The sequence below is a fragment of the Limnobacter sp. genome, assembly GCF_036405155.1.
Taxonomy (GTDB): domain Bacteria; phylum Pseudomonadota; class Gammaproteobacteria; order Burkholderiales; family Burkholderiaceae_B; genus Limnobacter.
The window spans coordinates 311,448-337,999 of sequence record NZ_DASWYD010000001.1 but is presented as its reverse complement, the minus strand read 5'-3'; the positions used below and the strand labels follow the sequence as shown (position 1 = coordinate 337,999).

The 26,552-nt window shown below is 57.0% G+C and carries 32 protein-coding genes and 1 tRNA gene; 9 read left to right on the top strand and 24 right to left on the bottom strand.

All coding sequences use genetic code 11. The annotated features are described in order from the left end of the window. The first annotated feature begins 106 nt into the window (after positions 1-106). The gene (locus VGE55_RS01700; RefSeq protein WP_331130007.1) at positions 107-1,078 is read left to right on the top strand and encodes a hypothetical protein; all 972 of its coding nucleotides are present in this window, start codon (positions 107-109) and stop codon (positions 1,076-1,078) included. Positions 1,079-1,129: 51 nt separating this feature from the next. Here VGE55_RS01700 and VGE55_RS01695 read toward each other — a convergent pair whose 3' ends face one another. Continuing rightward, positions 1,130-2,215, bottom strand: a complete 1,086-nt coding sequence (locus VGE55_RS01695) for a 2Fe-2S iron-sulfur cluster-binding protein (protein ID WP_331130006.1) — start codon at positions 2,213-2,215, stop codon at positions 1,130-1,132. A gap of 25 nt (positions 2,216-2,240) precedes the next feature. After that, the gene (locus VGE55_RS01690) at positions 2,241-3,446 is read right to left on the bottom strand and encodes an alkane 1-monooxygenase (RefSeq protein ID WP_331130005.1); all 1,206 of its coding nucleotides are present in this window, start codon (positions 3,444-3,446) and stop codon (positions 2,241-2,243) included. 193 nt (positions 3,447-3,639) lie between these two features. On the opposite strand from VGE55_RS01690, the gene VGE55_RS01685 reads away from it, so the two are divergent. The 7 genes from VGE55_RS01685 (at position 3,640) to VGE55_RS01655 (ending at position 9,411) form a co-directional block, all read left to right on the top strand. Then, entirely contained in the window at positions 3,640-4,266 is a 627-nt protein-coding gene (locus VGE55_RS01685; protein WP_331130004.1) for a TetR/AcrR family transcriptional regulator, read from the top strand. 115 nt (positions 4,267-4,381) lie between these two features. Further along, the gene (locus tag VGE55_RS01680; protein ID WP_331130003.1) at positions 4,382-5,125 is read left to right on the top strand and encodes a response regulator transcription factor; all 744 of its coding nucleotides are present in this window, start codon (positions 4,382-4,384) and stop codon (positions 5,123-5,125) included. Between the two features lie 55 nt (positions 5,126-5,180). Beyond that, positions 5,181-6,449, top strand: a complete 1,269-nt coding sequence (gene hemA, locus VGE55_RS01675) for a glutamyl-tRNA reductase (RefSeq protein ID WP_331130002.1) — start codon at positions 5,181-5,183, stop codon at positions 6,447-6,449. Continuing rightward, positions 6,450-7,532, top strand: coding sequence for a peptide chain release factor 1 (gene prfA, locus VGE55_RS01670; protein WP_331130001.1), 1,083 nt, complete (start codon positions 6,450-6,452; stop codon positions 7,530-7,532). It begins immediately after the preceding gene. A gap of 4 nt (positions 7,533-7,536) precedes the next feature. Next, complete coding sequence (prmC, locus tag VGE55_RS01665) at positions 7,537-8,445, top strand: peptide chain release factor N(5)-glutamine methyltransferase (protein ID WP_331130000.1); 909 nt, start codon at positions 7,537-7,539, stop codon at positions 8,443-8,445. A 27-nt stretch (positions 8,446-8,472) separates the two neighbouring features. After that, entirely contained in the window at positions 8,473-8,802 is a 330-nt protein-coding gene (grxD, locus tag VGE55_RS01660) for a Grx4 family monothiol glutaredoxin (RefSeq protein WP_331129999.1), read from the top strand. A 36-nt stretch (positions 8,803-8,838) separates the two neighbouring features. Further along, entirely contained in the window at positions 8,839-9,411 is a 573-nt protein-coding gene (locus VGE55_RS01655) for a UbiX family flavin prenyltransferase (protein ID WP_414674941.1), read from the top strand. On the opposite strand, the gene VGE55_RS01650 is transcribed toward VGE55_RS01655, so the two are convergent. From VGE55_RS01650 to VGE55_RS01615, 8 genes are all read right to left on the bottom strand, one after another. Then, positions 9,375-10,268 (bottom strand): SAM-dependent methyltransferase, encoded by an 894-nt coding sequence (locus VGE55_RS01650; protein WP_331129997.1) that lies wholly within the window; start codon positions 10,266-10,268, stop codon positions 9,375-9,377. The two genes, VGE55_RS01655 and VGE55_RS01650, sit on opposite strands and share 37 nt — an antisense overlap. Positions 10,269-10,321: 53 nt before the next feature. Then, positions 10,322-10,397 (bottom strand) — tRNA-Thr (locus VGE55_RS01645). A 14-nt stretch (positions 10,398-10,411) separates the two neighbouring features. After that, positions 10,412-10,951, bottom strand: coding sequence for a ClpXP protease specificity-enhancing factor (locus tag VGE55_RS01640; RefSeq protein ID WP_331129996.1), 540 nt, complete (start codon positions 10,949-10,951; stop codon positions 10,412-10,414). A gap of 29 nt (positions 10,952-10,980) precedes the next feature. Continuing rightward, on the bottom strand, positions 10,981-11,583 hold the full coding sequence (locus VGE55_RS01635) for a glutathione S-transferase N-terminal domain-containing protein (protein WP_256765286.1): 603 nt from the start codon (positions 11,581-11,583) through the stop codon (positions 10,981-10,983). 76 nt (positions 11,584-11,659) lie between these two features. Continuing rightward, entirely contained in the window at positions 11,660-12,415 is a 756-nt protein-coding gene (locus VGE55_RS01630; protein WP_331129995.1) for a cytochrome c1, read from the bottom strand. Between the two features lie 28 nt (positions 12,416-12,443). Then, positions 12,444-13,709 carry a cytochrome bc complex cytochrome b subunit gene (locus VGE55_RS01625; RefSeq protein WP_331129994.1) on the bottom strand — a complete coding sequence of 422 codons (1,266 nt, stop codon included), beginning with the start codon at positions 13,707-13,709 and terminating at the stop codon, positions 12,444-12,446. Between the two features lie 21 nt (positions 13,710-13,730). After that, on the bottom strand, positions 13,731-14,339 hold the full coding sequence (gene petA / locus VGE55_RS01620) for a ubiquinol-cytochrome c reductase iron-sulfur subunit (RefSeq protein ID WP_331129993.1): 609 nt from the start codon (positions 14,337-14,339) through the stop codon (positions 13,731-13,733). 227 nt (positions 14,340-14,566) lie between these two features. Next, entirely contained in the window at positions 14,567-15,331 is a 765-nt protein-coding gene (locus tag VGE55_RS01615) for a Nif3-like dinuclear metal center hexameric protein (protein WP_331129992.1), read from the bottom strand. A gap of 17 nt (positions 15,332-15,348) precedes the next feature. Between VGE55_RS01615 and VGE55_RS01610 the strand changes: the two genes are divergently transcribed. Then, the gene (locus tag VGE55_RS01610) at positions 15,349-16,500 is read left to right on the top strand and encodes a trypsin-like peptidase domain-containing protein (protein ID WP_331129991.1); all 1,152 of its coding nucleotides are present in this window, start codon (positions 15,349-15,351) and stop codon (positions 16,498-16,500) included. Between the two features lie 266 nt (positions 16,501-16,766). On the opposite strand, the gene tatC is transcribed toward VGE55_RS01610, so the two are convergent. The 14 genes from tatC to murA form a co-directional block, all read right to left on the bottom strand. Continuing rightward, positions 16,767-17,504, bottom strand: a complete 738-nt coding sequence (tatC, locus tag VGE55_RS01605; protein WP_331129990.1) for a twin-arginine translocase subunit TatC — start codon at positions 17,502-17,504, stop codon at positions 16,767-16,769. Further along, positions 17,501-17,854, bottom strand: coding sequence for a Sec-independent protein translocase protein TatB (gene tatB, locus VGE55_RS01600; RefSeq protein ID WP_414674935.1), 354 nt, complete (start codon positions 17,852-17,854; stop codon positions 17,501-17,503). The genes tatC and tatB overlap by 4 nt, the downstream gene beginning before the upstream one ends. A gap of 44 nt (positions 17,855-17,898) precedes the next feature. Further along, positions 17,899-18,126 carry a Sec-independent protein translocase subunit TatA gene (gene tatA / locus VGE55_RS01595; protein ID WP_256765278.1) on the bottom strand — a complete coding sequence of 76 codons (228 nt, stop codon included), beginning with the start codon at positions 18,124-18,126 and terminating at the stop codon, positions 17,899-17,901. 62 nt (positions 18,127-18,188) lie between these two features. Then, positions 18,189-18,542 carry a histidine triad nucleotide-binding protein gene (locus VGE55_RS01590; RefSeq protein ID WP_256765277.1) on the bottom strand — a complete coding sequence of 118 codons (354 nt, stop codon included), beginning with the start codon at positions 18,540-18,542 and terminating at the stop codon, positions 18,189-18,191. 13 nt (positions 18,543-18,555) lie between these two features. Further along, the gene (locus VGE55_RS01585; protein ID WP_331129989.1) at positions 18,556-18,894 is read right to left on the bottom strand and encodes a phosphoribosyl-ATP diphosphatase; all 339 of its coding nucleotides are present in this window, start codon (positions 18,892-18,894) and stop codon (positions 18,556-18,558) included. Positions 18,895-18,899: 5 nt separating this feature from the next. Next, positions 18,900-19,328: a phosphoribosyl-AMP cyclohydrolase gene (gene hisI, locus VGE55_RS01580; protein WP_331129988.1), complete on the bottom strand. Its 429-nt coding sequence runs from the start codon at positions 19,326-19,328 to the stop codon at positions 18,900-18,902. 9 nt (positions 19,329-19,337) lie between these two features. Continuing rightward, positions 19,338-20,102, bottom strand: coding sequence for an imidazole glycerol phosphate synthase subunit HisF (gene hisF / locus VGE55_RS01575; RefSeq protein WP_331129987.1), 765 nt, complete (start codon positions 20,100-20,102; stop codon positions 19,338-19,340). Further along, positions 20,102-20,851, bottom strand: coding sequence for a 1-(5-phosphoribosyl)-5-[(5-phosphoribosylamino)methylideneamino]imidazole-4-carboxamide isomerase (gene hisA / locus VGE55_RS01570; RefSeq protein ID WP_331129986.1), 750 nt, complete (start codon positions 20,849-20,851; stop codon positions 20,102-20,104). The genes hisF and hisA overlap by 1 nt, the downstream gene beginning before the upstream one ends. A 53-nt stretch (positions 20,852-20,904) precedes the next feature. After that, positions 20,905-21,546, bottom strand: a complete 642-nt coding sequence (gene hisH, locus VGE55_RS01565) for an imidazole glycerol phosphate synthase subunit HisH (protein WP_331129985.1) — start codon at positions 21,544-21,546, stop codon at positions 20,905-20,907. Then, entirely contained in the window at positions 21,543-22,130 is a 588-nt protein-coding gene (gene hisB, locus VGE55_RS01560; RefSeq protein WP_331130112.1) for an imidazoleglycerol-phosphate dehydratase HisB, read from the bottom strand. The genes hisH and hisB overlap by 4 nt, the downstream gene beginning before the upstream one ends. A 32-nt stretch (positions 22,131-22,162) precedes the next feature. Continuing rightward, on the bottom strand, positions 22,163-23,254 hold the full coding sequence (gene hisC, locus VGE55_RS01555) for a histidinol-phosphate transaminase (RefSeq protein WP_331129984.1): 1,092 nt from the start codon (positions 23,252-23,254) through the stop codon (positions 22,163-22,165). Positions 23,255-23,265: 11 nt separating this feature from the next. Then, positions 23,266-24,588, bottom strand: a complete 1,323-nt coding sequence (gene hisD / locus VGE55_RS01550) for a histidinol dehydrogenase (RefSeq protein WP_331130111.1) — start codon at positions 24,586-24,588, stop codon at positions 23,266-23,268. Between the two features lie 73 nt (positions 24,589-24,661). Beyond that, positions 24,662-25,297, bottom strand: coding sequence for an ATP phosphoribosyltransferase (hisG, locus tag VGE55_RS01545; protein ID WP_331129983.1), 636 nt, complete (start codon positions 25,295-25,297; stop codon positions 24,662-24,664). Further along, complete coding sequence (murA, locus tag VGE55_RS01540) at positions 25,294-26,550, bottom strand: UDP-N-acetylglucosamine 1-carboxyvinyltransferase (protein WP_331129982.1); 1,257 nt, start codon at positions 26,548-26,550, stop codon at positions 25,294-25,296. Before murA ends, hisG begins: the two co-directional genes overlap by 4 nt. Positions 26,551-26,552 lie beyond the last annotated feature (2 nt).

The window sequence follows — 26,552 nt, the reverse complement described above, 5'->3', positions numbered from 1 at the left end:
TGGGGTTTTTTTTCGCCCTGGCTGGATGAATCCGTTTTCCACGGTCAGTCAGTAAAATACAGACAACAACCCAAATAATGACCCACCACACCGAAGAGAGGCATCCATGAACGACGCGCAAGCACTGGGTAAAATTGCCAGTCCCACGGACAAATTGCTGGTTCAACGGCAAGGGCAGGAAGTGGCCCTGACACAGGGAGATGCCGTCTTGGCCGGTGACATTCTGCAAAACAAGGATGCAGCGCCGGTCGACATCGAACTCAAAGCGCTGACCGAAGGTCAGGCCAGCTCCCTGGTCACCCTGGCACCCAACGCATCGGCTCAACTGTCAGTAACCGCTGGCGCTGAGGGGACTCAGCTGATTGAAGTCACCTCGCTGTCGGACGGGGTCGAACTGTTCGCCATGGGCGATGGTGCCAATGGTGCTGTCATCGTTGCCGATGCTGGCGGATTCAGTGGACTGGTGGGCGCAGGTCTCTTGGGTGGCGGCCTATTCGGCGGGGCAAGCACTGCTGCTGCAGTGCTTGGCGGCGGCGTGGCCGTGGCAGCCGTGGCTACATCCAATGACAGTGGCTCCAGCGCGGCAGCCACAGTCGATACCCGTGTGGACAACGGAACGGACACCAATGCGCCCGGGGACAGCAACAATGGCGGCACTTCGGGAATGGACACCAGCGGCGGGGACACCACTGGCGGTGGAGATACAACAGGAGGAGACACCTCAGGCGGCGGAACCGACACTGGAAGCACCTCACCACTGTCCCCCATCAGCGATGCATTGGCCAATACCCCCTTGGCACCGGTTGGCGATGCCTTGATATCCGCCACTTCTGCATTGCCGCTGGGCCAACTGCCCGCAGATCAACTACCGGTGGACCAGTTGCCTTCAGCACCCGGCGGCGATGCCGGTGGTGGCGACAGTGGCAGCAGTTCACCATTTGCGCCCATCAACGAACCTTTGTCATCCACCCCGCTGGCACCGGTGGCTGATGTGCTGGACATGGTCGGCTCTGCCTTGCCCGTCAGCTCACTGCCCTCACCTTCGGACTCGCCCATACCCCTGCCCTTGCCGGTGTAAATCCACAGCCGAGCCCATGAAAAAAGCCACCGAATCCAGTGGCTTTTTTGTTCATTCAAACTTGTCGAAGTGAACGTTTTCCGGCTTCACACCCAAGGCACTGAACCTGGCGATGGCCGCGTCAATCATGGCCGGTGGTCCGCACAGGTAAGCCTGCACATTGGGCCAATCCAGGTTCAGCTTGTTCAACTCATCGGTGACATAGCCCCGCGGGCCTTGCCAACCTGAATTGGGAGCTTCTTCAGACAGCACCTGCGTGAAATTCAGTGAGCCACGCCAACCTTGCTGAATGCGGGCAATGTCCTCAGCAGCATACAGGTCACGCTGTGTCCGGGCACCAAACAAATAATACGCATCGCGTGTTTCGCCCGCCCATTTGGCCTGGTCCAGCAAACTCAAGATGGGTGCCATACCACTGCCACCAGCCACACACACAATCGGCGCTGGTTTTTCACCTTCGGGGGAACGCAGGTAGAAATCACCAAACGGGCCGCTGACGCTCAAACGGGTTTCTTGCCGGTTGGCCTCAAACAGCCACTCGGTAAACCGGCCTCCCGGCACTTTGCGAATGTGGAACACCAACTCATTCAACTCTTGGCCTTTGGGTGCCACTGCAAAACTGTAATTGCGGCTCAGGCTCAACTCTTCCAGGCGAAGTTCGGCGTACTGACCCGCCTTCATCGGCATGGCATCATCCAGCGCAACGCGCAATTCAACAATGTCATGGGTCAGGTTCTTCTGGCCCACAATCGTGCCGCGGGTTTCCACCAAACGGTCACCACCCGAGGTCAGGTTCACCTCGATTTCCAGGTCTGTTTCCGGAATGGATTGACAGGCCAAAATCATGCCAGCTTTCAAGTCTTCCGCGCTCAGCACATAGCTGGAGTCGGTCAATTCCCGCACTTTGCCGCTTTTGAGCGTGCATTTGCACTGTGTACAACTGCCCACGCGGCAGTTGTGTGGAAAGCCCAACCCGGCCGACAGTGCTGCATTCAAAATCACTTTGCGGCCCTTCTCCACCTCAAAGCTCTGTTCGCCACCAGCCACCGACACCTTGAAAGTTTCACGGTGTTTGCGCTTGGGTGCAGCACTCACAGCGCCGCCTTGTTGCAATCCCAACCATTCCAGCAGTTTCATGTGTGCTCTCCTGTTGAAACAGCGATTAAACCGCAGCCGGGCTCATGGATTGAGCCTGTTGCTGTTTGCCCAACTGGGCCGACTTCAAACCTTTCATACCACTTTTCAGGCTGGCCTCGATCGCCAATTTCTTTTCCTCGGGTGTTGCAAAGTGTTCATCCCAGTGGTTCAGCAATGGCGTCATGACCCGCTTGTACAAAGGCGGCACCAAGGTCAGCAAAATTGTTCCAAGGTAGCCTGTGGGCAGCATGGGCGCATGCCGATAACTGCGCAGGTTCCAGTATTCCTGGTCGGCCTCGGCATGGTGATGGCTGTGGCGGGTCAGGGCATACAGCAAGGCGGTAGACACCGACGCATTCGTGTTCCAGCTGTGGCGGGGCTCTACTTTGTCTTCAGGCCGGCGAACAATGCCGTAGTGCTCCATGTAGTTCACGATCTCTAGCAATGTTTTGCCACCGGCCGACATCACCCAGAACATGGCCACCGCCCACCAACCACCCAATACGTAGGCACTTGCGAACAATGAAAGGCTCATCAGATTGCCGCGCATCATGCGGCTGTGAATGGGGTCCCACACGGAATAGCCAAATTTGGCCAATCGCTGCTTTTCCAGTTTCCAGGCCGAGCGGTAGCCGCCCAACCAGCTTTTGATCACAAAGGTGTACACGTTGTCACCGCGCTGGGCAGTGGCGGGGTCAGCCGGTGTACCCAGGTTTTTGTGGTGACCATACACATGCTCAATCGCAAATGATGCATCGCAGGTAAACGCCAACATCCAGCGGCCCAGAATCATGTCCCGTGGGCTATAAGTGCGGTGTGTCAGCTCATGGCCCACGTTGGTGCCACCGGCACCAAACAGAAACGCACCCGCCACTGCACCAAAAAACCATTGGTACCAGGTGGTGTTGGCTTGAATGGCCAGGCGGTCATAGCCAAACCAGTCTTTCATGAAGCCATCAATGCCCAACACATCGTGGCTGGACACCCCCCAGCTAAACAGCAAGGTGACCCACATCAGCAAGGGCAAGGTCAGCCACAGCATGAAGTTCAAGAAAAATTCGTTGTTAAAGCGTGGCTCGGTGCGGTCTTCCGGCAATAGCAGGTCGCCCACGGCAACCACGAGAACCAGGGCCACAATGCCCGCATACATCCAGGGGCCACCCTGGAACATCACATGCATCACCGCAAAAGCAATGACAGGAAAAGTGGTGAATTTGAGATAGTGCAGCATGTTCGGTCTCCCAAGTTAACGCACGGTTGGAGTATTTTTGGCATCCGAAGATGCGGTGTGCGTGCTGACAGTGTGAAAGCATGTTAACGAGTGTTAACATGCTCGTCAACCCCCTTGTTTTTGCTTCAGAAGTGAGGCTCTAAATCCGAACAAGCGGCCGAATTTGAGGGCTTTTCGATATAATCAGGGCGCTATGACATCCTCCTCCGCCTCCACGCATGGCCGCCAGCGCCTCATTGATGCAGCCCTCAACCTGAGCTACCACAAGCGCAGCTTTTCCAGCTTGGGCATTCGGGAAATTACCCGTGAGGCGGGCTTGTCTGCGCCTGCGTTTTACCGGCACTTTGAAGACCTGGCTGACCTTGGACAGGCTGTTATTCGGGAGGTGGAACAAGCGGTTATTCAGGCATTCACAGAGGTGCGCCTTGCAACGGCCAAAGAGGCCGATCTGGACATTCGACCGATGTTGCTCAAGCGTTTCTTCGACTGGGCAGTCGACAACCCCAAGCCGATTGTGATTGGTGCCTCAGAGGCCTTTGGCGCCCTGGAGAAAATGCGGCTGGGCCTGAAGAATACGCTGCGAACCATCAGCCAGGACATCTGCGCCGACCCACGCATTTCCCGCCTTCTACCCGGCCTGCCGGAAGAGGAAATGATGGAAGTGCTGGAAGTACTCGCCCAGAACATGCTGTTTATGGCGGTGGACTACGTAGAACAACCCGACAATCGCACCGCCATTTTCGAGAAGGCACTGCGCATTGTTGGGGTGTTGTTCGCGGGGGCTCATGCCATTCACGCCCTGCAATCCGACATTCGTTAAAAGAAATTAACAGATAAGTTAAGCTGTCATTCGCGGTCAGTTCTTTCGATTAAAATATTACCAATTCAAATAACATTGGTTTAACAATTTAGCGAAACAGCGGTCAGGAGCCAGCATGCGCATCGCCATCCTTGAAGACGATCTCACCCAGAGCGAAATGCTCAAATGGGTGTTGGAGTCCGTCAATCACAAGTGCTACACCTTTGCCACCTTCAAAACCTTCCAAACTGCACTGTATCGGGACAGTTTTGACCTGGTGCTGTTGGACTGGGTACTGCCCGACAATTCCGGCCCCAAGGTGATGCAATGGATCCGTGAAACCATGCACATCAAGGTGCCGGTGCTGTTCATCACCTCCAAAACCGATGAAGAAAACATTGTCGAAGCCCTGAATGCCGGCGCAGATGACTACATGATCAAACCCATACGCCGGGGCGAATTGGTCGCCCGGGTCAATGCCTTGTTGCGGCGTGCCTATCCCGAGCTGACTGCCCCTGAAGTGTTCGAGATTGCCGGCCTGGAATTCCATCCCAAGTTCAGCACCATCGTGCGCCACACCAACCGGGTGGTCATGACGCAAAAGGAATTCGACCTTGCGCTGTTGCTGTTCCGCAATCTGGGCAAACCCCTGTCCCGCAGCCACATTCAAGAAGCCGTGTGGGGCCGCGACACCGACCTGCCCTCCCGGACCATGGACACCCACATCTCGCGCGTGCGTTCCAAATTGTCCCTCAAACCGGAAGACGGGTTCCGACTGACACCGGTCTACGGCTTTGGTTACAAACTGGAACAAGTGGACGCCGACGGAAAATCCAAAGATTTCAACGCAATCCGCAAGCAACTGGAACAGGGCGCTTGACGGGTTCAGGCCAGCATCGGGCTATAATGGGCTGTTGTACTGCGCTGTGAGCACCATGGAGCTTTTTGCTGTTGGCCTGAATTACCAATCTGCCCCGCTGGCCTTGCGGGAGCGTTTGGCATTTCCGGCCGAACAGCTCGCCGAAGCCCTGCAAGGCATTCGCCAACGTGTTCAAGCCCCTGAAGCGGCCATCCTCTCCACCTGTAACCGCACCGAAGTGTATTGTGCCGCCGCGAACGGCCAACAACTGGAAGCCGACTTGCTGAGCTGGCTCTCGACCAGCAAAAACATTCCTCCCCACGAACTGCGCCCTCACCTGTATGTGCTGCCACACACCGACGTTGTTCGGCATGCATTCCGCGTGGCCAGCGGGCTTGATTCCATGGTGTTGGGCGAGGCCCAGATTTTGGGTCAAATGAAACAAGCTGCCCGCACTGCAGAAGAAGCAGGCACATTGGGGCAAATGCTGCACCAACTGTTTCAGCGCACATTTTCAGTCGCCAAGGAGGTGCGTTCCCACACCGAAATTGGCGCCCATTCTGTGTCCATGGCCTCTGCTGCGGTCAAACTGGCCCAACGGATTTTCGGTGACCTGTCCAAACGCAACGTGCTGTTCATCGGCGCCGGTGAAATGATTCAACTTTGCGCCACCCACTTCGCAGCCCAACACCCCAAGTCCATCACCATTGCCAACCGCAGCGCCGAACGCGCGCACGACCTTGCCCAAACCCACGGTGGTCAAGTAATTGGCCTGGGTCAAATCCCCGAGCAACTCGCCAACTCCGACATTGTGGTGTCATGCACCGCCAGTACCCTGCCGCTCATCGGGTTGGGCATGGTGCAGCAGGCCTGCAAGCGCCGCAAACACGCACCCATGTTCATGCTCGACCTGGCAGTGCCCCGCGACATCGAGGCCCAGGTGGCCAATCTGGATGATGTGTTTTTGTACACCGTGGACGACCTCAGCCAAATTGTTCAGGAAGGCCGTGAACACCGCGCAGCAGCGGTTGAACAAGCCGAAGCCATCATCGAAACCCAGGTACAGGGTTTTATGCGCTGGATGTCAGAACGATCCCTGGTGCCCGTCATTCAACAATTGCACCAGCGGGCTGACGACATTGCACAACTGGAGCTGGAACACGCCCAGCGCTTGCTGGCCAAAGGCACATCGCCCGAGGAAGTGCTTCAGCTGATGGCCCACCGCATGAGCGCCAAATTCATGCATGGCCCCATGCAGGCGCTGCACAAGGCCACACCGGCCGAGCGTGAGCAATTGCTGCAGTGGCTGCCTGACCTTTTTCAAATCAAACACCCCAACGCCTAGATGAAAGACAGCATGCGGTCGCGGCTGGAGCGCCTGACGCAGCGCCTGGCCGACCTCGATGAATTTTTGTCGTCCCAACACGCTGCCAGCGACATGGCGCAGTTCAAGGCTATCACCCGTGAGCGTTCAGAGCTGTTGCCCGCGACCGAGCGCTATAAAGACTATGTGCGGATTGAAAGCGATTTGAACACGGCCCGCGACTGGCTGGCCGACCCGGACATGCGGGACATGGCCCGCGAAGAAATTGCCCACAATGAAGCACAGCTCACCGAACTGGAAGCCGACCTGCAACGATTGTTATTGCCCAAAGACCCGAACGACCACCGCAACATTTTGCTGGAAATTCGCGCGGGGACAGGTGGGGACGAATCTGCCCTGTTTGCAGGCGATTTGTTTCGCATGTACACGCGCTATGCCGAGCGCCGCGGCTGGCAAGTTGAGTTGATGAGCGCCAGCGACAGTGAACTGGGTGGCTACAAGGAAGTGGTGGTTCGCTTTGCTGGCGACCACGTGTACAAAACCATGAAATTTGAATCGGGCGGACACCGCGTTCAGCGAGTACCTGCCACCGAGTCGCAGGGCCGCATTCACACCTCGGCGTGCACCGTTGCTGTGTTGGCCGAACCGGATGAAGCAGAAGCCATTGAAATTAATACAGCTGACTTGCGGATTGATACCTTTCGCGCCAGCGGTGCAGGCGGCCAGCACATCAACAAAACCGACTCGGCCGTGCGCATTACCCACTTGCCGACTGGCCTGGTGGTGGAATGCCAGGATGAGCGCAGCCAGCATCGCAACAAAGACAAAGCCATGAAAGTATTGTCGGCCCGCCTGCAAGACAAAGTGGACCGGGAGCGGCAAGCAGCCGAAGCGTCACAACGAAAAAGCCTGGTGGGCTCGGGTGATCGGTCAGAGCGCATACGCACTTACAACTTTCCACAGGGTCGCTTAACGGACCACCGCATCAACCTGACCCTGTACAAACTGGATCAAATCATGGACGGCGACCTGAGCGAACTCATGGCCAGCTTGACCGCCTTCCATGAGGCGGAACTGCTGGCCGAAATGACGGCCAAGGAATAAGGGCGTGAACACACCCAGCACCATTGATGAAGCACTGCAGCAGGCACGGCGTGCCACCGGCCTGCCCACGCTGGAACTGCGCCTCCTCATGCAAACGGTGTGTGGGTTCAACAACACCCAAATCATGAGCCGGGGCAACGAGACACTGTCCCCCGAAGACCAGGCTCATTTCGTGAGCCTGTCACAACGTCGACAAGCCGGCGAGCCCATGGCCTATATCCTGGGCGAACGGGAATTCTTCTCACGCCCCTTCAAGGTAACGCCCGCTGTGCTTATTCCACGGCCAGATACTGAAGACGTGGTTACGCAAGCCATTGCATGGATTCGACAGCGGCTAGCACAACAACCCCATGACCAGCTAAGCGTGCTGGACATTGGTACAGGCAGTGGGGCCATTGCGCTCACTCTGGCTTTGGAATGCCCAGGCGTGCAGATGGTGGCCAGCGACATTGCAGCCGACGCCTTGGCAGTTGCCCAACACAACGCCCAGCAATTGGGTGTGCCAGCCGTGAGATTGATCCAGGGCGACATGCTGGATGCCGTGCGCACCCACCTGCCCAATGCGCGGTTCGACCTCATCATCAGCAACCCACCCTACATTGAGGCTGGCGACCCGCACCTCGACCAGGGCGATTTGCGCCATGAACCCCCCGACGCCCTCACCGACCATGGCGATGGCCTGCGGTTTTACCGGGTTATTGCCCAGGAAAGCCCCGGTTTTTTGAAGGCTGGTGGCGCGGTGATTGTGGAGCATGGTTACCAGCAGCAAGCGGCTGTGGTCCAACTGTTTGAGCAGGGTCTATTTGCCAGCGTTCGGGGGTTTCCCGATCTGTCTGGCAACCCCCGGGGGGTGCTGGCCAGCCTTGAATTGCAGCGGAACACCCCCATTTCCATTACAATTCAAAGTGTTTGAACCATTTGCCCTGAAAGGAAGTACCCCATGAGCGTCCGCGACACCATTCACCAAACCGTCACCAGCCACCCCGTGGTTTTGTTCATGAAGGGCACCGCCCAATTCCCGATGTGCGGTTTTTCAGGCCGTGCCATTCAGATTCTGAAAGCGTGCGACGCGCAAAATGTGGCCACTGTGAATGTGCTGGACGATGCTGAAATTCGCCAAGGCATCAAGGAATACGCCAACTGGCCCACCATTCCGCAGCTGTACATCAACGGTGAGTTCATCGGCGGTTGTGACATCATGACCGAGATGTTCCAGAACGGCGAGCTGCAACAATTGATTGCCAATGCCAACGCAGGCCAAAAGGCCTGAGCAAAAGGCATTTTGCCTGTGGCGCACCAGCAGTCCGTGACCGTGGCCATCACAGGTGCCAGTGGCGCCTTGTATGGGTTGAAGGTGCTCGACTTGTTGCGCGCCCGTGGCGACACAGAGGTACACCTCGTGGTGTCGTCTTCAGGGTGGCTGACGATTGCCAGCGAAAGTGACCTCAGCAAAGAGGCGATTGAAGCCAAAGCGGATGTCGTCCACAGCCCGAAATCGGTGGGCAACTGCATTGCCAGTGGATCTTTCCCCAGCAAGGGCATGATCATTGCCCCCTGCAGCATGCACACCCTGGCCAGCGTGGCCATGGGCTTGTCTGACAACCTCATTGGCCGTGCAGCCGATGTGTGCCTCAAAGAGCGCAGGCGACTGGTGTTGATGCCCCGTGAAACACCACTGAACCTGGCCCACCTGCGCAACATGGTCAGCGTGACCGAAATGGGCGGCATCGTGATGCCCCCAGTGCCAGCCCTGTATCAGCGGCCCGGGTCCATCGATGAACTGGTGACCCACACCGCCCAACATGCCATTGAACTGTTGGGCTTACCCCACCAAGAAGCCGCTCAACGCCCGGTGTGGTCGGGTATAAAAAACCGCTGACTGAGTCCAGCGTCGCCCGCCAAACCCAAGTCCTCCAACAATTGCGTCAAGCGCGCGGCCGCCTTGGGGTTGCTGCGCTGGTGCTTGCGGGCCAGAATCAGTTCGTTTTTCATGGAATGTTCCCACCCCACTAGTTCAGTCACCGTGACTTGGTAGCCATGCGCTTCCAGTTGCAGGCAACGCAACACATTGGTGAGTTGGCTGCCAAATTCACGGGTGTGCAGGGGGTGCCGCCACAACTCGAACAGGCTGCTTTTACCCAAACCGCCCTGTTTGGCCGCTTTTAAATGGGTGGCCACCTCGGCCTGGCAACACGGTACCAAGGCCATGAGCTTGGCTTGCTTCTTCAATCCAAAGGCGATGGCATCGTCGGTGGCAGTGTTGCAGGCGTGCAGCGCCGTCACCACATCGACCGTATCCGGCAAGTCGGGGTGCTCAGTGCTTTGGGCCACCGGCAGGTTCACAAAGTGCATGCCCTTGTCGAACCCCAATTCGCGAGCCAGGGTATTGGACTTTTCAACCAATTCGGCACGGGTTTCAACGCCAGCCACCCAAGCGCCCTCGGGCTCTGACTTTAACACCAGGTCGTACAGAATAAAGCCGAGGTAGGACTTGCCCGCACCATGGTCCACCAGCGAAATGTTTCCACCTTGCACAGCCCGAATCTCCCGCAGGTGCGGCTCGATGAACTGGGTCAGGTGGTACACCTGCTTCAGTTTCCGGCGACTGTCTTGGTTGATGCCGCCATCGCGCGTGACAATGTGCAAAGCCTTTAGCAGCTCAATGGACTGACCAGGACGCAGACCCAGCGTGTCTTCAAGCGACGGTTTGACTTTGGATGGGGGCTGCTTGGCCATACACCGGGCTCCAGCTTCACGAAAAAACAGGGGAAATGTGGGGAGGGAAAGAATGGTGCCGCTTGTCGGATTCGAACTGACGACCTACCGCTTACAAGGCGGTTGCTCTACCAACTGAGCTAAAGCGGCACTTTGAAGAAGCGCTATTTTACTCGAGTCAAATGACTTTTGCTCTTCGGACCCGGTTTTTTTGCATTTTTTTCATCAGGCCCATCAGACTTCACCACCGCCATGGGCTTTGAATCACTGGCGGGGCCTTCCACAGGCCGAGGCCCTGCACTTATGGGAATGGTGGCGTCCTGCTCGGAAGGCTCGTCGTCCAGCACAAACTGAACCGCCTCATTTCCATCGCCTTCAATTTCGGCCAAAGGCTTGAGCACTTCAAAGGCCATGCCGTGCCCGTTTTCACGGGCGTAAATGGCGCTTACCTGCTCGATGGGCACCATGATTTCACGCGCTTTTCCGCCAAACCGGGCTTCAAATTCCACCCATTCATTGCCCAGGCGCAGTTTGTTGGTGGCCAAAGGGGACACATTGAGCACAATCTCGCCAGCCTTCACAAACTCTCGGGGCACCTGGGTTTTCTCATTCACAGCCACCGCCAAATACGGCGTGAAGCCGTTGTCAACCGCCCACTCGTGGATGGCTCGAATCAGATAAGGCTTGGTGGACACTTCGCTCACGGCTCAAACTCCAGGCACCGGCTTGCGGCTTATCGGCGCATCACTTTTTCGGACGGGGTCAGCGCATCAATAAATGCCGGTTTGGCAAAAATGCGCTCTGCATACTTCATGAGAGCAGCGGCAGACTTCGGAAGTTCAATTCCGTAGTGCTCCAAGCGCCACAACAGGGGGGCCAGTGCCACGTCCAGCATGGAAAACTCTTCGCCCAGCATGTATTTGCTCTTGAGGAACACCGGTGCCAACTGGGTCAGCTGCTCGCGAATGGCCAGTTTGGCCTTTTCCATGGCTTTGGGGTTTCCGCCTTTTTCGATCACGCTCACGTGCTGGAACAGTTCGCGCTCAAAATTGAACAGGAACAGGCGGGTGCGCGCACGCATCACCGGGTCAGCGGGCATCAATTGCGGGTGCGGGAAGCGTTCATCGATGTACTCGTTGATGATGTTGGACTCGTACAGAATGAGGTCACGCTCAACCAGAATCGGCACTTGCCCGTACGGGTTCATGACACTGATGTCATCGGGGCGATTGAACAGATCAATGTCCTTGATCTCAAAATCCATGCCCTTTTCGTGCAGCACGAAGCGGCAGCGCTGCGAGAACGGACAGGTTGTTCCAGAGTAAAGAACCATCATGGTGTAGTCTTCCCAAACAAAAAATGGCCGGGGCGACTTTCGCGCCCCAGCCCAGGATCCAATTCAATGCCGGCGTTTATTTGATGTCTTTCCAGTACGCAGCGTTCAGACGCCAAGCGAAGATGGTGAAAACCCCAAAGAACAAGAGAACAATCACGCCCAAGCGGAAACGGTCTTGGCGTGCGGGCTCGCCCATGTACACCAGGAAGCTGGTGAGTTCGGCGATGGCCCGATCGTATTCGGCCGGCGCCATTGTACCGGGTTTCACCTGCTCAAAACCCACGAACTTGTGAATCGTCTTGGATTCGTCGTGGGGGTCTTTCACTTCCTCGAACTTGGCCACACGCTCGCCTTGCAACTGCCACAACACATGGGGCATGCCCACGTTGGGGAAAGCCATGTTGTTCCAGCCTGTGGGGCGGCTTGGGTCTTTGTAGTAAGTGCGCAAATAGGTGTAAATGTAGTCTGCACCACTGCCAGCGCCCGACGCACGTGACCGTGCAATCACCGACAAGTCAGGTGGTGCTGCGCCAAACCACTTTTTCGCTTCCTTTGGGTCGATGGCGGCCGTCATGGTGTCGCCGACCTTGTCGGTTGCAAACAGCAGGTTTTGCTTGATCTGCTCGTCATTCAGACCAATGTCGTGCAGGCGGTTGTAGCGCATGCTTTCGGCCGAGTGGCAGTTCAAGCAATAGTTTGCAAACAGCTTGGCTCCGTTTTGCAAAGCGGCCTTGTCATTGGTCAGGTCAGGCGCCTTGTCCAGGGGAAATTCACCGCCCGATGCCAAGACCAGTGACGGAATCAAGGCCAATACAGCAAGTAATTTTTTCATTGTTTGATGTCCTTTCGTCTCGTGCCGCTTAGTGCGCTGCGAAGATCACGCGGTCAGGCACAGGCTTGAACTGGCCCATCTTGCTCCACCAAGGCATGCCCAGGAAGAAACCGAAATAAATCAGCGTACACACCTGTGACACCTTCTCGCCCACGGGTGACGGAGGCTGAACACCCAAGTAACCCAAAATCAGGAAGGCCACCACGAACACGCCGTAGAACACTTTGTGGCCGGTTGGGCGGTAGCGGATCGACTTCACCGGGCTCTTGTCCAGCCAAGGCAGGAAGAACAGGATCACGACGGCGGCACCCATGGCAATCACACCCCACAGCTTGGCATCCACACCCAGGAACGGGTACGTAATGGCACGCAGGATGGAATAGAACGGTGTGAAGTACCAGACCGGTGCAATGTGCGGGGGAGTCTTCAGCGGGTCGGCCGGAATGAAGTTGTTGTACTCCAGGAAGTAGCCACCCATTTCCGGTGCGAAGAAGACGATGGCAGAAAACACCATCAGGAACACACCCACACCCAGAATGTCATGCACGGTGTAGTACGGATGGAATGGAATGCCGTCCAGCGGAATACCGTTGGCATCTTTCTTTTCCTTGATTTCAACACCATCTGGGTTGTTGGAACCCACTTCGTGCAGCGCAACCAGGTGAGCAGCCACCAGGCCCAGCAGTACCAAAGGCACCGCAATCACGTGGAAGGAGAAGAAGCGGTTCAGTGTGGCATCGGACACCACGTAGTCACCCCGAATCCAGATGGCCAGGTCAGGGCCAATCACCGGAATGGCGGAGAACAGGTTCACAATCACCTGGGCGCCCCAGTAGCTCATCTGCCCCCAAGGCAACAGGTAACCCATGAAGGCTTCTGCCATCAGACACAGGAAAATGGCCACACCGAAAATCCAGATCAGTTCGCGTGGTTTGCGATAGGACCCGTACAGCAGCCCGCGCATCATGTGCAGGTAAACCACCACGAAGAACATGGAGGCACCCGTGGAGTGCATGTAGCGCACCAGCCAGCCCCAGGGCACATCACGCATGATGTACTCAACGGATTGGAAGGCCTTGGATGCATCCGGCTTGTAATGCATGACCAGGAAAATGCCGGTGACGATCTGGATAACCAGCACCAGCAAAGCCAGCGAACCAAAGAAATACCAGAAGTTGAAGTTCTTTGGGGCGTAGTATTCCGACAGGTGGGCCTTGTAGGTTGAGCTCAGCGGGAAGCGCTGATCAATCCAGCCCATGATGCCGGTGGTTTCCACTTTTTTGTCTGCAGCCATCTTGACTCCTCCGCGCTGGCGTTAGGCGGTGTGGTTGTCGTCCACACCAATCAAAATCTTGGTGTCGGACAGGTATTTGTGTGGGGGCACCTCCAGGTTGTCCGGTGCGGGCTTGTTGGCAAACACGCGGCCTGCCAGGTCGAATGTGGAGCCATGGCATGGACACAGGAAGCCACCCTTCCAGTCATCCGGAAGGCTGGGCTGGGGGCCCGCATCAAATTTTGCGGAAGGCGAGCAACCCAGGTGGGAACAAATGCCCACTGCCACCAGGTATTCGGGTTTGATGGAGCGGTATTCGTTTCGGGCGTATTCGGGGGTTAGTTCGCCGGGCTTGCGCTCGGACTTCGGGTCAGCCAACTTGGCATCGTTGGACTTGAGGTCCTCAATCATTTTGTTGTCGCGGCGAATGACCCAAACAGGCTTGCCACGCCACTCGACTGTTTTCATTTCGCCGGGCTTCATGCCCGAGATGTCGAGTTCCACGGGCGCTCCAGCGGCCTTGGCGCGCTCGGAGGGGGCCAGGGTGCTCAGGAATGCGCCGCCAGTTGCTACAGCTGCCACACCGCCTGCGGCGCCACACGCGATCATCCACACGCGGCGCTCTTTGTCTACAGGTTGATTGTTGCTCATCAAAATAACCCCGAAAGAAAAAACCGTTTTTAACCCGGTGAACCATGGCCGGTCAGAAGGAATGGGTTTGGACTGAACCGGCGTGGAGCAAGCCCGAGGGCACCCCATGCAACCGATGATTGTAACTCAGCAGTTTCGAAACTAGAACCCTTTTTCAGGACAAATCGTCAGATTTCAGCTAGCGGCCACCGGCCCCACAGCAAGCCATTGAGCCAAAAGGATTTTGCTCACACCGTGACAAACAGGTCGTGAAACGTCACCTGCACGCCATGGCGCTGGGCAATCCAGCTTCCCAGGGCCTGAACACCGCAGCGCTCAGTGGCGTGGTGCCCCGCCCCCACCAAACTGACACCGGTTTCCAGTGCCACGTGGACCGAAGGTTCGGACAACTCGCCCGTCAAATACAGATCGGCCCCAGCCAAGGCGGCGTCTTCCACGTACCCGGGGGCACCGCCCGTGCACCAGGCGACCGTGCGGACAAGGCGATCAGGGTCGGAGACGCCCTGAATGTCAGGTTTTCGACCCAAGACGGTCTCCACATATGCCAACAGATCGCCCAAGCGTTGAGGCTGTTGCAAAGCACCGACATGCACCAAGCCCTTGTCGCCCACGGCGCGATCGCTGGGCCAACCCAGCATGCGCCCCAGCTGGATGTTGTTGCCGACCTCGGGGTGTTTGTCCAGCGGCAGGTGGTAGGCAAACACATTCAAACCCGCGGCCAGCGCCAGTTCCAGGCGTTGTTTGCGAAAGCCTCGAACCACCTGCGGGTCGCCTTTCCACATCAAGCCATGGTGAACCAGAATGGCCTGGGCACCTTGCTCAATCGCCAGCTCAATCAAAGCCCGCGAGGCCGTAACGCCTGCCACAATGCGCTGGATGTCGCGCTTTCCTTCCACCTGAAGGCCGTTTGGGCAATAATCTGGCGTGCGGGCTATGTCGAGAAATTCGGCCAGGTCCCGTTCCAACACTTCACGATCGACTGTTTGCTGCACGCGTTGCCCTACCCATCATGATCAAAAAACTCTGGCTCACCTTCAGTCAGGCGCTGGCCGTCCTCCTGGCATTGTATTTCATGCTGGAGACATTCCGCCCAGATTGGGTTTCAATCCTGATGCACCGCAATGCCCATCAATTGGCCGACAGCGGGCCCGGTGAGGGCTATCGCAAAGCGGTCAGCACCGCCATGCCGGCAGTGGTCAATATTTTTACGTCCAAAAAAATGGGGGCCGCCCCGAAGCATCCATTTTTTGAAGACCCGGAAATCCGGAAGTTTTTTGGCGACGACCCGGAGGACAACCAACCCGACGACGACACAGCCTCCAGTTTGGGGTCGGGCGTGATTGTGAGCGGTGAAGGCTACATCGTGACCAACCAGCACGTGGTTGAAGATGCCGACACCATTGAGGTCAGCCTGAATGACGGACGGAAAGCCTCGGCGGTGTTGGTGGGCACCGACCCGGAAACTGATTTGGCTGTGTTGAAGATCACCCTGAACAAGTTGCCAGTCATTAAGTTTGCGCAAGAAGAGCAGGCACAAGTGGGCGATGTGGTGCTGGCCATGGGCAACCCGTTTGGCGTTGGACAAACCGTGACCATGGGCATCATCAGTGCGTTGGGCCGCAACCACGTGGGCATCAACACCTTTGAAAACTTCATCCAGACCGATGCGGCCATCAACCCAGGCAATTCCGGTGGCGCACTGGTGGACACTGAAGGCAACCTGCTGGGCATCAACACCGCCATTTACAGCCGCAGCGGTGGCTCACTGGGCATCGGCTTTGCCATTCCCGCAAAGACAGTTCAAAGCGTGTTGAACCAGATTGTTCGAAATGGATCGGTGACCCGCGGTTACATCGGCGTGGAGCAGCAAAACATCACCGAAGAACTGTCCAAAGCGTTTAACCTGCCGCAGCAGGATGGCGTGATCATCGCAGGCATTGTGAAAGATGGCCCTGCCGACAAGGCTGGCCTCAAGGTGGGCGATATTCTTCTGGCCATCGACAAACAGGCCATCAAGGACACCACGCAAATGCTGAACCTGATTGCGTCGTCTGAACCGGGGCAAAAGCGCGTGATCCGTTTGTTGCGTGAAGGCAAACCGGTGTCGCTGACGATTGAGATTGGGGTTCGGCCAAAGCCGGGGGATTTGCTGAAGAAGTGAACGATTTGCGGCGCGGTGCGGAACTGTACGCACTCCCAGCTTGAGTCAGACCGGTGCGCATCGAAGCCGGGACTTGCCCCAGCAATACCGGTATGCCCGGCGCCGGACAGTTAGCCCTCCGATCAGCTAGACCCGCATAGCATTCGAACACACGGACCGAGATGTTTGAGCGCCATCGGCGCGAGTTATCGGTCCGGTTCTGAATGCGCGGGGCAACCTTTACCTTTCGGGGGTGTTCGGCACGGGCTGTGTCTGCGTAGAAAAACTTATTCCAGAATTTCCTGCCGCTTCTTCCCCACCATGCGAGCCGCCAAAATACCCAGCTCGTACAGCAGGCAAATGGGCACAGCCAGGAACAACTGCGACATCACGTCCGGGGGTGTAACCACCGCCGCAATGATAAACGCAGCCACAATCACATAGCCACGAATGTCCACCAGCTTTTCAACGGTGACCACGCCGAGGTACACCAACACCACCACCACAATCGGCACTTCGAATGTCACACCAAACGCCATGAACATGGTGAGCACAAAGCTCATGTAGGCTTCGATGTCGGGTGCTGGGGTAATGCTGGACGGCGCAAATTCGTTGATGAAGGCAAACACTTTGCCAAACACAATGAAATGGCAAAAGGCAATGCCACTCAAAAACAAGATGGTGCTGGACACGATGATGGGCAAGGCCATGCGCTTTTCATGCTGGTACAAACCGGGCGCCACAAAAGCCCAAATTTGATACAAGGTCCAAGGCAGTGACATCACAAACGCCACCATGGCCGTCAGCTTGATGGGCACCATGAACGGTGTGATGACCCCCGTGGCAATCATCTTGGTGCCTTGCGGCAGGGCCGATTGAATGGGCTGCGCCAACAGGTCGAAAATATGGGCAGCACCGGGGTACATCATCAAGGCCACAAACACGATGGCAAACCCGATGATGGAACGCAGCAGGCGGTCCCGCAACTCAACCAGGTGGCTGATGAAATTGTCTTGTTGGTTCATGTTGTGGGCTTGTGAGGGCCGTCCTGCGCTACGGGGGCTTTTTCCAGCTCAGCCACATCGTCTTCGATTTTTTTCACGGTCTGGTTAACCTGGCTTTCAGCGTCCCGCAGGGTGGTTTGCACGTCGGTTTCCACCTTCCGGGCTGCATCCTGCATTTCAGCTTGCAGTTTGCGCAGTTCATCCAGTTCCATTTCGCGGTTGATCTCGCTTTTCACGTCGTTGACGTACCGCTGAGCCCTGCCCAGCAAGTGGCCCACGGTTCGGGCCACTTTGGGCAATTTCTCTGGTCCAATCACGACCAGCGCCACCACGGCAATCACAATCAATTCAGAAAAACCAATGTCAAACATGGTGTGCGCTGCCGGAAGGGAAAGAACTGCTGATCAGGGTTGTTTTAGTGTTTTTCTTTGGCTTCAACATCAATGGTGTTGGCTTTGTTGGCCGATGCATCGGCAATTTTGGCCGACTCATTGGCTTCTGCCGTGCCTTCGCGCATGCCTTCCTTGAAGCCTTTCACAGCACCACCCAGGTCTGACCCAATGTTGCGCAGTTTCTTGGTGCCAAACACCAGCATGACGATGACCAGCACAATCAGCCAGTGCCAAATACTGAAAGAACCCATGGTTTACTCCTCAATCGAATACGCTTGTTTGGAAAGTTTGATCTGAATTGGACTTGACCAGATCACGAATGTTTCATCAGCATGGGGCCCAAAGGCTGTGTGCCACCCAGGATATGCACATGCAAATGATACACCTCCTGACAGCCCACCCGACCTGTGTTCACGATGGTGCGAAAACCGTCCGCACACCCTTCTTGCTGGGCCAGCTTGCCTGCCATGGCCATGATTTTGCCCAGCACCGGGATGTCTTCCGGTGTGGCATCGGCCAGTGTGGGAATGTGCTTTTTCGGGATGATTAGAAAATGCACAGGCGCCGCCGGATTGATGTCGTGAAACGCGAGGATATCCTCATCCTCGTACACTTTTCTGCTAGGGATTTCCCCTGCCACGATTTTGCAGAATATGCAGTTGCTCACAGTGTCATTCCCCTCATTGTTCTTTTCGGCTGGCCTTTTCAGCCAAGCCTGACAAACCCATTCGACGGTCCAGTTCAGCCAGCACGTCGGCAGCAGTCAAACCATGCCACGACAAAGCCACCAGGCTGTGAAACCACAGGTCGGCGGTTTCGTAAATTACTTTGGTTTTGTCTTGGTCTTTGGAGGCCATGACCAACTCACAGGCCTCTTCACCAATTTTCTTGAGAATTGCGTCCTGCCCTTTTTTGTGGAGCTTGGCCACGTAGGACTGCTCAGGGTCGGCCTGTTTGCGTTCCTCGAGAACCTCGGTGAGCCGAGCGAGCAAGTCAGTTGAATTGGGTGTGTTTGTCATGCGGTTCACTTGGATGGCCGATACATCTCGGCCGGGTCTTTCAACACGGGGTCTTTCGCCACCCAAGCAGGCTGGCCTTGGTCATTGGCTTCCAGTGCATAGTAAAAGCAGCTTTCTCGGCCAGTGTGGCATGCAATGCCACCCACTTGTTCCACCAACAGCACAATCACATCGCCATCGCAGTCCAGGCGAATGTCATGCACTTTTTGCTGGTTGCCGCTTTCTTCGCCTTTGTGCCACAGTTTATTGCGCGAACGTGAAAAATACGTTGCAAACCGGGTGTTGGCGGTGATTTCCAGGGCCTCACGGTTCATCCACGCCACCATGAGCACGCGTTTGCTGCGGTAATCCTGCGCCACCACAGTGACCAATCCTTGGTCATCAAAGGCGACGCTGTCCAGCCAGTTGTCGGTGATCACCACATCCTTGCTCATGCCGATACCTTACAAGCGAACCGTGACACCCGCCTTGGCCATGTGGGCTTTGGCTTGCTGTACCGTGTATTCGCCGTAGTGAAAAATGCTGGCGGCCAACACGGCACTGGCATGCCCTTGCAGCACACCGTCCACCAAATGATCGAGGTTGCCCACGCCGCCCGAGGCAATCACGGGAATATCCACTGCATCGGCCACGGCACGGGTCAGGCCAAGGTTAAAACCAATTTTGGTGCCATCGCGGTCCATGCTGGTGAGCAGAATTTCACCCGCGCCGCGGGCCTGCATATTGCGCGCCCACTCCACGGCATCCAACCCGGTGGGGTTGCGGCCACCGTGGGTGTACACCTCCCAGCCGGGCTCACCATTGGATTTTTCTTTGGCGTCGATGGCCACCACGATGCACTGCGACCCATATTTGGCCGTTGCATCGCTCACCAAATCGGGGTTGACCACCGCTGAAGTGTTGATGCTGATTTTGTCGGCACCGGCATTCAACAGGCGACGCACATCTTCCACTTTGCGAACGCCCCCACCCACAGTCAGCGGGATGAACACCTGTGAGGCGACTGCTTCAATCACGTGCAAAATGATGTCGCGCTGGTCGCTGCTGGCGGTGATGTCGAGAAAGGTCAGCTCATCGGCACCTTGCTCATCGTAACGACGTGCAATTTCCACCGGGTCTCCGGCATCCCGCAGTTCAACGAAGTTCACCCCTTTCACCACGCGACCTGCAGTCACGTCCAGACAGGGAATGATGCGGCTGGCCAACATCAGTAGGATTTTCCGTTCAGCTCATCGGCCAGGGCTTGGCCCTTGGCAAAGTCCAGCGTGCCTTCATAGATGGAACGGCCACAAATGGCGCCCATGATGCCTTCGTGCTCAACGCCACACAGTTGGCGAACATCGTCGAGGTTGGTGACACCACCCGATGCAATCACCGGAATGGTGAGTGCATTGGCCAAGCGCACCGTGGCTTCAATGTTCACGCCGCCCAACATACCGTCGCGGCCAATGTCGGTGTAAATGATGGCTTCCACGCCGTAGTTCTCGTATTTCTGGGCCAAATCAACCACATCGTGACCGGAAATCTTGCTCCAGCCATCGGTGGCCACTTTGCCGTCTTTGGCATCCAGCCCAACAATGATTTGCCCTGGGAAAGCACCGCAGGCATCGTGCAGGAAGCCGGGGTTTTTCACGGCGGCGGTGCCAATGATGACGTAGCTCAAGCCATCGTCCAGATACCGCTCAATGGTGTCGAGGTCGCGAATGCCACCGCCCAACTGAACGGGGATTTGACCGCCCACTGCATCCAGGATGTCGATGATGACCGCCTCGTTCACCGGCTTGCCTGCCACCGCACCGTTCAGGTCAACCAAGTGAAGGCGCCGCGCACCGGCCTTGACCCATTTCATGGCCATTTCGACCGGATCTGCCGAGAAAATGGTGGGGTCATCCATATTGCCTTGCTTCAGGCGCACACATTGACCGTCTTTCAGGTCGATTGCTGGAATGAGTAACATGAGACTGTCTGTAGTGTTGTTCGAGTGGTCAGAAAACGGTCATTGTCCGGGTTTCAGGGGTTCCAGCGCAAAAAGTTGGCATACAGGCGCAAGCCGTCGTGTGCACTCTTCTCGGGGTGAAACTGCGTTGCAAAGATGTTATCCCGTGCAATGGCACAGGTAAAGCGCAAGCCATAGTCTGATTCAGCGGCAATATCGGCCGTATGGGCTGGTTGCGCATGGTAACTGTGGACGAAATAAAACCAGGCGCCATCGTCAATACCGTCCCACAACGCATGGGGTTTGGCGCGGTACACCCGGTTCCAGCCCATATGCGGTACCTTCAAGCCCAACTGGGTGGTTTTGCTGGGGTCAAAGCGGATCACTTCCCCTTTGAACAGGCCCAGGCTGTCGGCAGGCCCCTCGTGACTACGCTCCAGCATCATTTGTTCGCCCACGCACACGCCAAACAGGGGTTTGTTGGTTGCGGCGCGATACACGGCCTCCAGAACGCCACTGTCGCGGATGGCCCGCATGCAGTCGGGCATGGCACCTTGGCCCGGCAACACCACTCGATCAGCAGCGTCAATGACGGCGGGTTCGCTGGTGATACAAATCTCCTGATTCTCCAGCTTGACATGCTGAAGGGCTTGGGCGACCGAGCGCAGGTTACCCATGCCGTAGTCCACCACGGCCACAGTCCGCGAAGTGGTCACAGTGCGCCCTTGGTGCTGGGGATCATGCCCTGTTGGCGTTCATCATGCGCAACGGCCATGCGCAAGGCACGACCGAAGGCTTTGAAAATGGTCTCGCACTGGTGGTGGGCATTCTTGCCTTTCAGGTTGTCGATATGGACCGTGGCCAGCGCGTGGTTTACAAAGCCCTGGAAAAATTCAAAGGTGAGGTCCACGTCGTACTGGCCAATGGCCGCGCGTGTGAAATCGACATCCATGTGCAGGCCCGGACGGCCTGACAAATCGATCACCACGCGAGACAAGGCCTCATCCAATGGCACATAGCTGTGGCCGTAGCGAACGATTCCTTTTTTATCCCCCAGCGCTTTGGCAAAGGCCATGCCCAAGGTGATGCCCGTGTCTTCCACGGTGTGGTGGGCATCAATGTGCAGGTCGCCCTTGGCCTCAATGTGCAGGTCGAACAGGCCATGGCGCGCAATTTGGTCCAGCATGTGGTCGAGAAATGGCACGCCCGTGTCGAGGTGCTTCTCACCCGTGCCGTCGAGGTTGATCTTGACGGTGATTTGGGTTTCCAGGGTATTGCGCGTGACTTCGGCGGTTCTCATGATCATTTGGGTTCTGCGGCTTATTGGGCCACTTATTGAGCCAATTCGGCCAGGGTTTGTTTCAATGCGTCCAGAAATTGCTGGTTTTCGTGTTCAGTGCTCACCGTGACTCGCAGGCAATTGGCCAGCAAGGGGTGCGCTTTGCCCACGTATTTGATCAAGATACCTTTCTTTTTCAGGCCTTCAAAGACTTCCAGTGCATTTGGCAGCCTGAAGAGCAGGAAATTGGCGCAAGAATCAAACACTTCCACGGCAAGTTGCGGGTTTTGAAGGCTTTGCAGCGCCTCCCGCAGGGTTTCGCGGTTGGACTTCAATTGGGCAGCCTGGGCTTCAAAAGCATCAAAGTGCTTTAAGGCAAATTCCACCGCCGTGCGGGTGAGCACATTCACATTGTAGGGTGGGCGAACCTTGTCAATTTGCTCGGCCCAAGCGCTGCTGGCCACGGCGTAACCCAAGCGCACACCCGCCAAGCCCAGCTTGGAAAAGGTGCGCAACACCAGCACATTGGGAAACTCGAGCACGCGGGACATGAAGGACGCATCGGCAAATGCTTCGTAGGCCTCGTCCACCACCACCAAGCCAGGTGCGGCCTTGATGACCTGCACAATTTCCGCTTCCCGCAGGGCCACGCCCGTTGGGTTGTTGGGGTAAGCCAAAAACACCACCTTGGGTTGGTGGGCAGAAATGGCTTTCAACAAGGCGGGCATGTTGAGCGTGAAGTCGGGGTTGAGGTCCACACCCACGAATTGGGCATGGCTCCACTGGCTGTACACCGCATACATCACGAAGGTGGGCACAGGCGACATCACCACATCACCCGGCATGCAACAGGCCCGAATGATGAGGTCAATGAGCTCGTCCGACCCATTGCCAAACAACACCTGTGCGGCTTTGGGTATGTCGGAATGGGCACGCAGTGCGGCTTCCAGCGAAGCCGCTTTGGGCTCTGGGTAGCGGTTCAAGGCAACCGCTTTCAGCGCATCGGCCAAGGCGTCCAGCAACTCAGTCGGCATGCCTTGGGGGTTTTCCATGGCATCGAGCTTGACCATGCCTTGCGCTGGGGCCACGACATACGCTTGCGTGGCTTGCACATCGGCGCGAACTGTTTTTTGCATCAGGCTCATGGGTTGCGCCTTCAGTTGGCTTTTTTGAATTTGGGGCCAACACGGTATTCAGCAGACCGGGCGTGGGCTGGCAAGCCTTCGCCATAGGCCAGCTCGGCAGCCACCTCACCCAGCATGCTGGCGCCTTCCCGGCTGGCGAAAATGATGCTGCTGCGCTTTTGGAAGTCGTACACCCCCAGCGGCGAACTGAACCGCGCTGTGCCTGCCGTGGGCAGGACGTGGTTGGGCCCTGCGCAGTAATCACCGAGGGACTCGCTGCTGTAAGGGCCCATGAAAATGGCACCTGCATGGCGCAACTTGCCCACCCAGGCGTCGGGGTCCTCAACCGACAATTCCAGGTGTTCAGGCGCGATCTGGTTGCTCAGTTCACAGGCTTCTTCCATGCTGGCCACGTGAATGAGCGCACCCCGGTTTTTCAAGGAGGTGGCAATGACTGTTGCGCGCGGCATGGTGTCCATCAAGCGCTTGATGCTGGCCTGCACATGGTCCAGAAATTCTTTGTTGGGCGACAGCAAAATGGACTGGGCCATTTCATCGTGTTCAGCCTGGCTGAACAGGTCCATCGCGATCCAGTCGGGATTGGTGCTGCCATCGCAAATCACCAAAATTTCCGAGGGGCCTGCAATCATGTCAATGCCCACAGCGCCAAACACGCGCCGTTTGGCCTCAGCCACATAGGCGTTGCCCGGGCCCACAATTTTATCCACACGCGGCACGGTTGGCGTGCCATACGCCAGTGCCGCAACCGCCTGCGCACCGCCAATAGTGAACACACGGTCCACACCCGCCAAATGGGCAGCCGCCAGCACCATCTGGTTTTTTACGCCACTGGGCGTGGGCACCACCATGATGACTTCCTTCACCCCCGCCACCTTGGCCGGCACCGCGTTCATGAGCACCGACGACGGATATGCTGCTTTGCCGCCCGGCACATACAAGCCCGCACGGTCCAGCGGTGTGACGCGCTGGCCCAGCCGGGTGCCATCGGCTTCGGTAAACTCCCAGCTTTCGGCGACTTGGCGCTCGTGGAATGCACGCACGCGTTTGGCGGCCACCTGGAGCGCCTCTTTTTGTGCAGCGTCCAGCGTGTCAAACGCCAGCTTCAGTTCTGCGGCCGGAATCTCCAACTCTGCGACAGAACCGGCCTTCACACGGTCAAATTTTTCGGTGAATTCCAGCAATGCAGCATCGCCGCGGGTGCGGATCGCCTGAATGATGTCAGCCACCGCCCCTTCCACCTGGGGGTCGCGCTGCTCTTCATAGGCGAGCAATGCCCGAAACTGCTCGGCAAAGTTGGCGTCTGAGGTCGACAAGCGGCGGATTTGGGAAGACATCATTCAATTCCTGTTCAGGGTGCTACTGGGTACTACAACGGCTTTGCAACAGTGTGTTTGAAACGTTTGACGCTCAACTGACAGCCTGTGCGAACACGTCGAGAATGGGCTGCAAACGCTCCACTTTCATTTTCAACGCCGCGCGGTTCACCACCAATCGCGACGAAATATCACAAATCTCCTCGACTTCGACCAGCTTGTTGGCACGCAGGGTTGAGCCAGTCGAGACCAAATCCACAATCGCATCGGCCAAACCCACCAACGGTGCCAGCTCCATGGAGCCGTACAGCTTGATGAGGTCCACATGCACGCCCCGGTTGGCGAAGTGTTCACGGGCACTGTTCACGTATTTGGTGGCAATCCGCAAACGGGCACCCTGCTTCACGGCGCTCTGGTAATCAAAGCCTTCGGGCGCGGCCACGCACAAGCGGCATTTGGCAATGTTCAAGTCCATGGGTTGGTACAAACCAGCGCCCGAATGTTCAATGAGCACATCCTTACCGGCCACACCGAGGTCTGCCGCGCCATGCTGCACATAGGTGGGCACGTCGGTGGCCCGCACAATGATGATGCGCACATCCGGCTGGTTGGTGCCAATGATCAGCTTTCTGGATTTTTCGGGGTCTTCGGTCGGCACAATGCCCGCTTTTTCCAGCAAGGGCATGGTTTCTTCAAAAATTCGGCCTTTGGACAATGCCAGGGTAATCATTCCGCCACTCGCTTTACATCAGCGCCCAGTTTGCGCAGTTTCTCTTCCATTCTGTCATACCCGCGGTCCAGGTGATAAATCCGGTCAATGCGGGTTTCATCCGCGGCCACCAAACCGGCAATCACCAAGCCTGCCGACGCACGCAAATCGGTGGCCATCACCTGGGCGCCCTCCAGCTTGGGAACGCCCTTCACTACCGCTGTGTGGCCTTCAATTTCAATGTTGGCACCCAGACGGACCAGCTCCTGCACATGCATGAACCGGTTTTCGAAAATCGTCTCGTTGATGACCGACGTGCCCTCGGCCACGCAGTTAACGGCCATTAGTTGAGCCTGCATGTCGGTGGCAAAACCCGGGAACGGCGCTGTGCGCGCACCCACCGCCTTTGGCCGACCGTCCATGATGGCGCGAATGCTGCTGCCATCCACATCAATCTGCAAGCCGGCATTGCGCAGCTTTTCCAGTGTGGCGTCCATGCTGGGTGCATCGGCATTGTGCAGGGTGATGTCACCGCCGCAAGCCGCCACGGCACACAGGAAGGTGCCTGCCTCGATGCGGTCTGGCATCACGGTGTGGGTGCAACCGTTCAGGCGCTTTACCCCATGAATGGTCAGCGTGTCGGTGCCGATGCCTTCAATGTGTGCGCCCATTTTCACCAGCATGTTGCCGAGGTCCACCACTTCAGGCTCGCGGGCAGCGTTTTCAATGATGGTGGTGCCTTCGGCCAGCGCGGCAGCCATCATGAGGTTTTCTGTACCGGTTACGGTAACCATGTCGGTCACGATGCGCGCGCCTTTCAGGCGTTTGGCTTTGGCATGGATGTAGCCTTTTTCAATGTGGATTTCAGCACCCATGGCCTGCAGGCCTTTGATGTGCTGGTCCACCGGGCGCTGACCAATGGCGCAACCACCGGGCAAACTGACCGAGGCCTCGCCAAAACGGGCCAACAAGGGGCCCAGCACCAAAATGCTGGCCCGCATGGTTTTCACCAGGTCGTAGCTGGCCACAGGTTCCGTGATTTCCTCGGCGCGCAGTGCCAGGCTGTTTTCGCCGTGCCAGAAGCATTGGACACCCAGTGAGCCCAGCAAACGCAGGCAGGTGTTGATGTCCCGAAGGCGCGGTACGTTGTGCACCTGCACCGGTTCGGCCGTCAGCAAGCTGGCGCAGAGAATGGGCAGCGCTGCGTTTTTGGCGCCAGAAATGGCCACTTCGCCGTGCAAGGGCTTGCCGCCCTTGATCAGAAACGAATCCATGG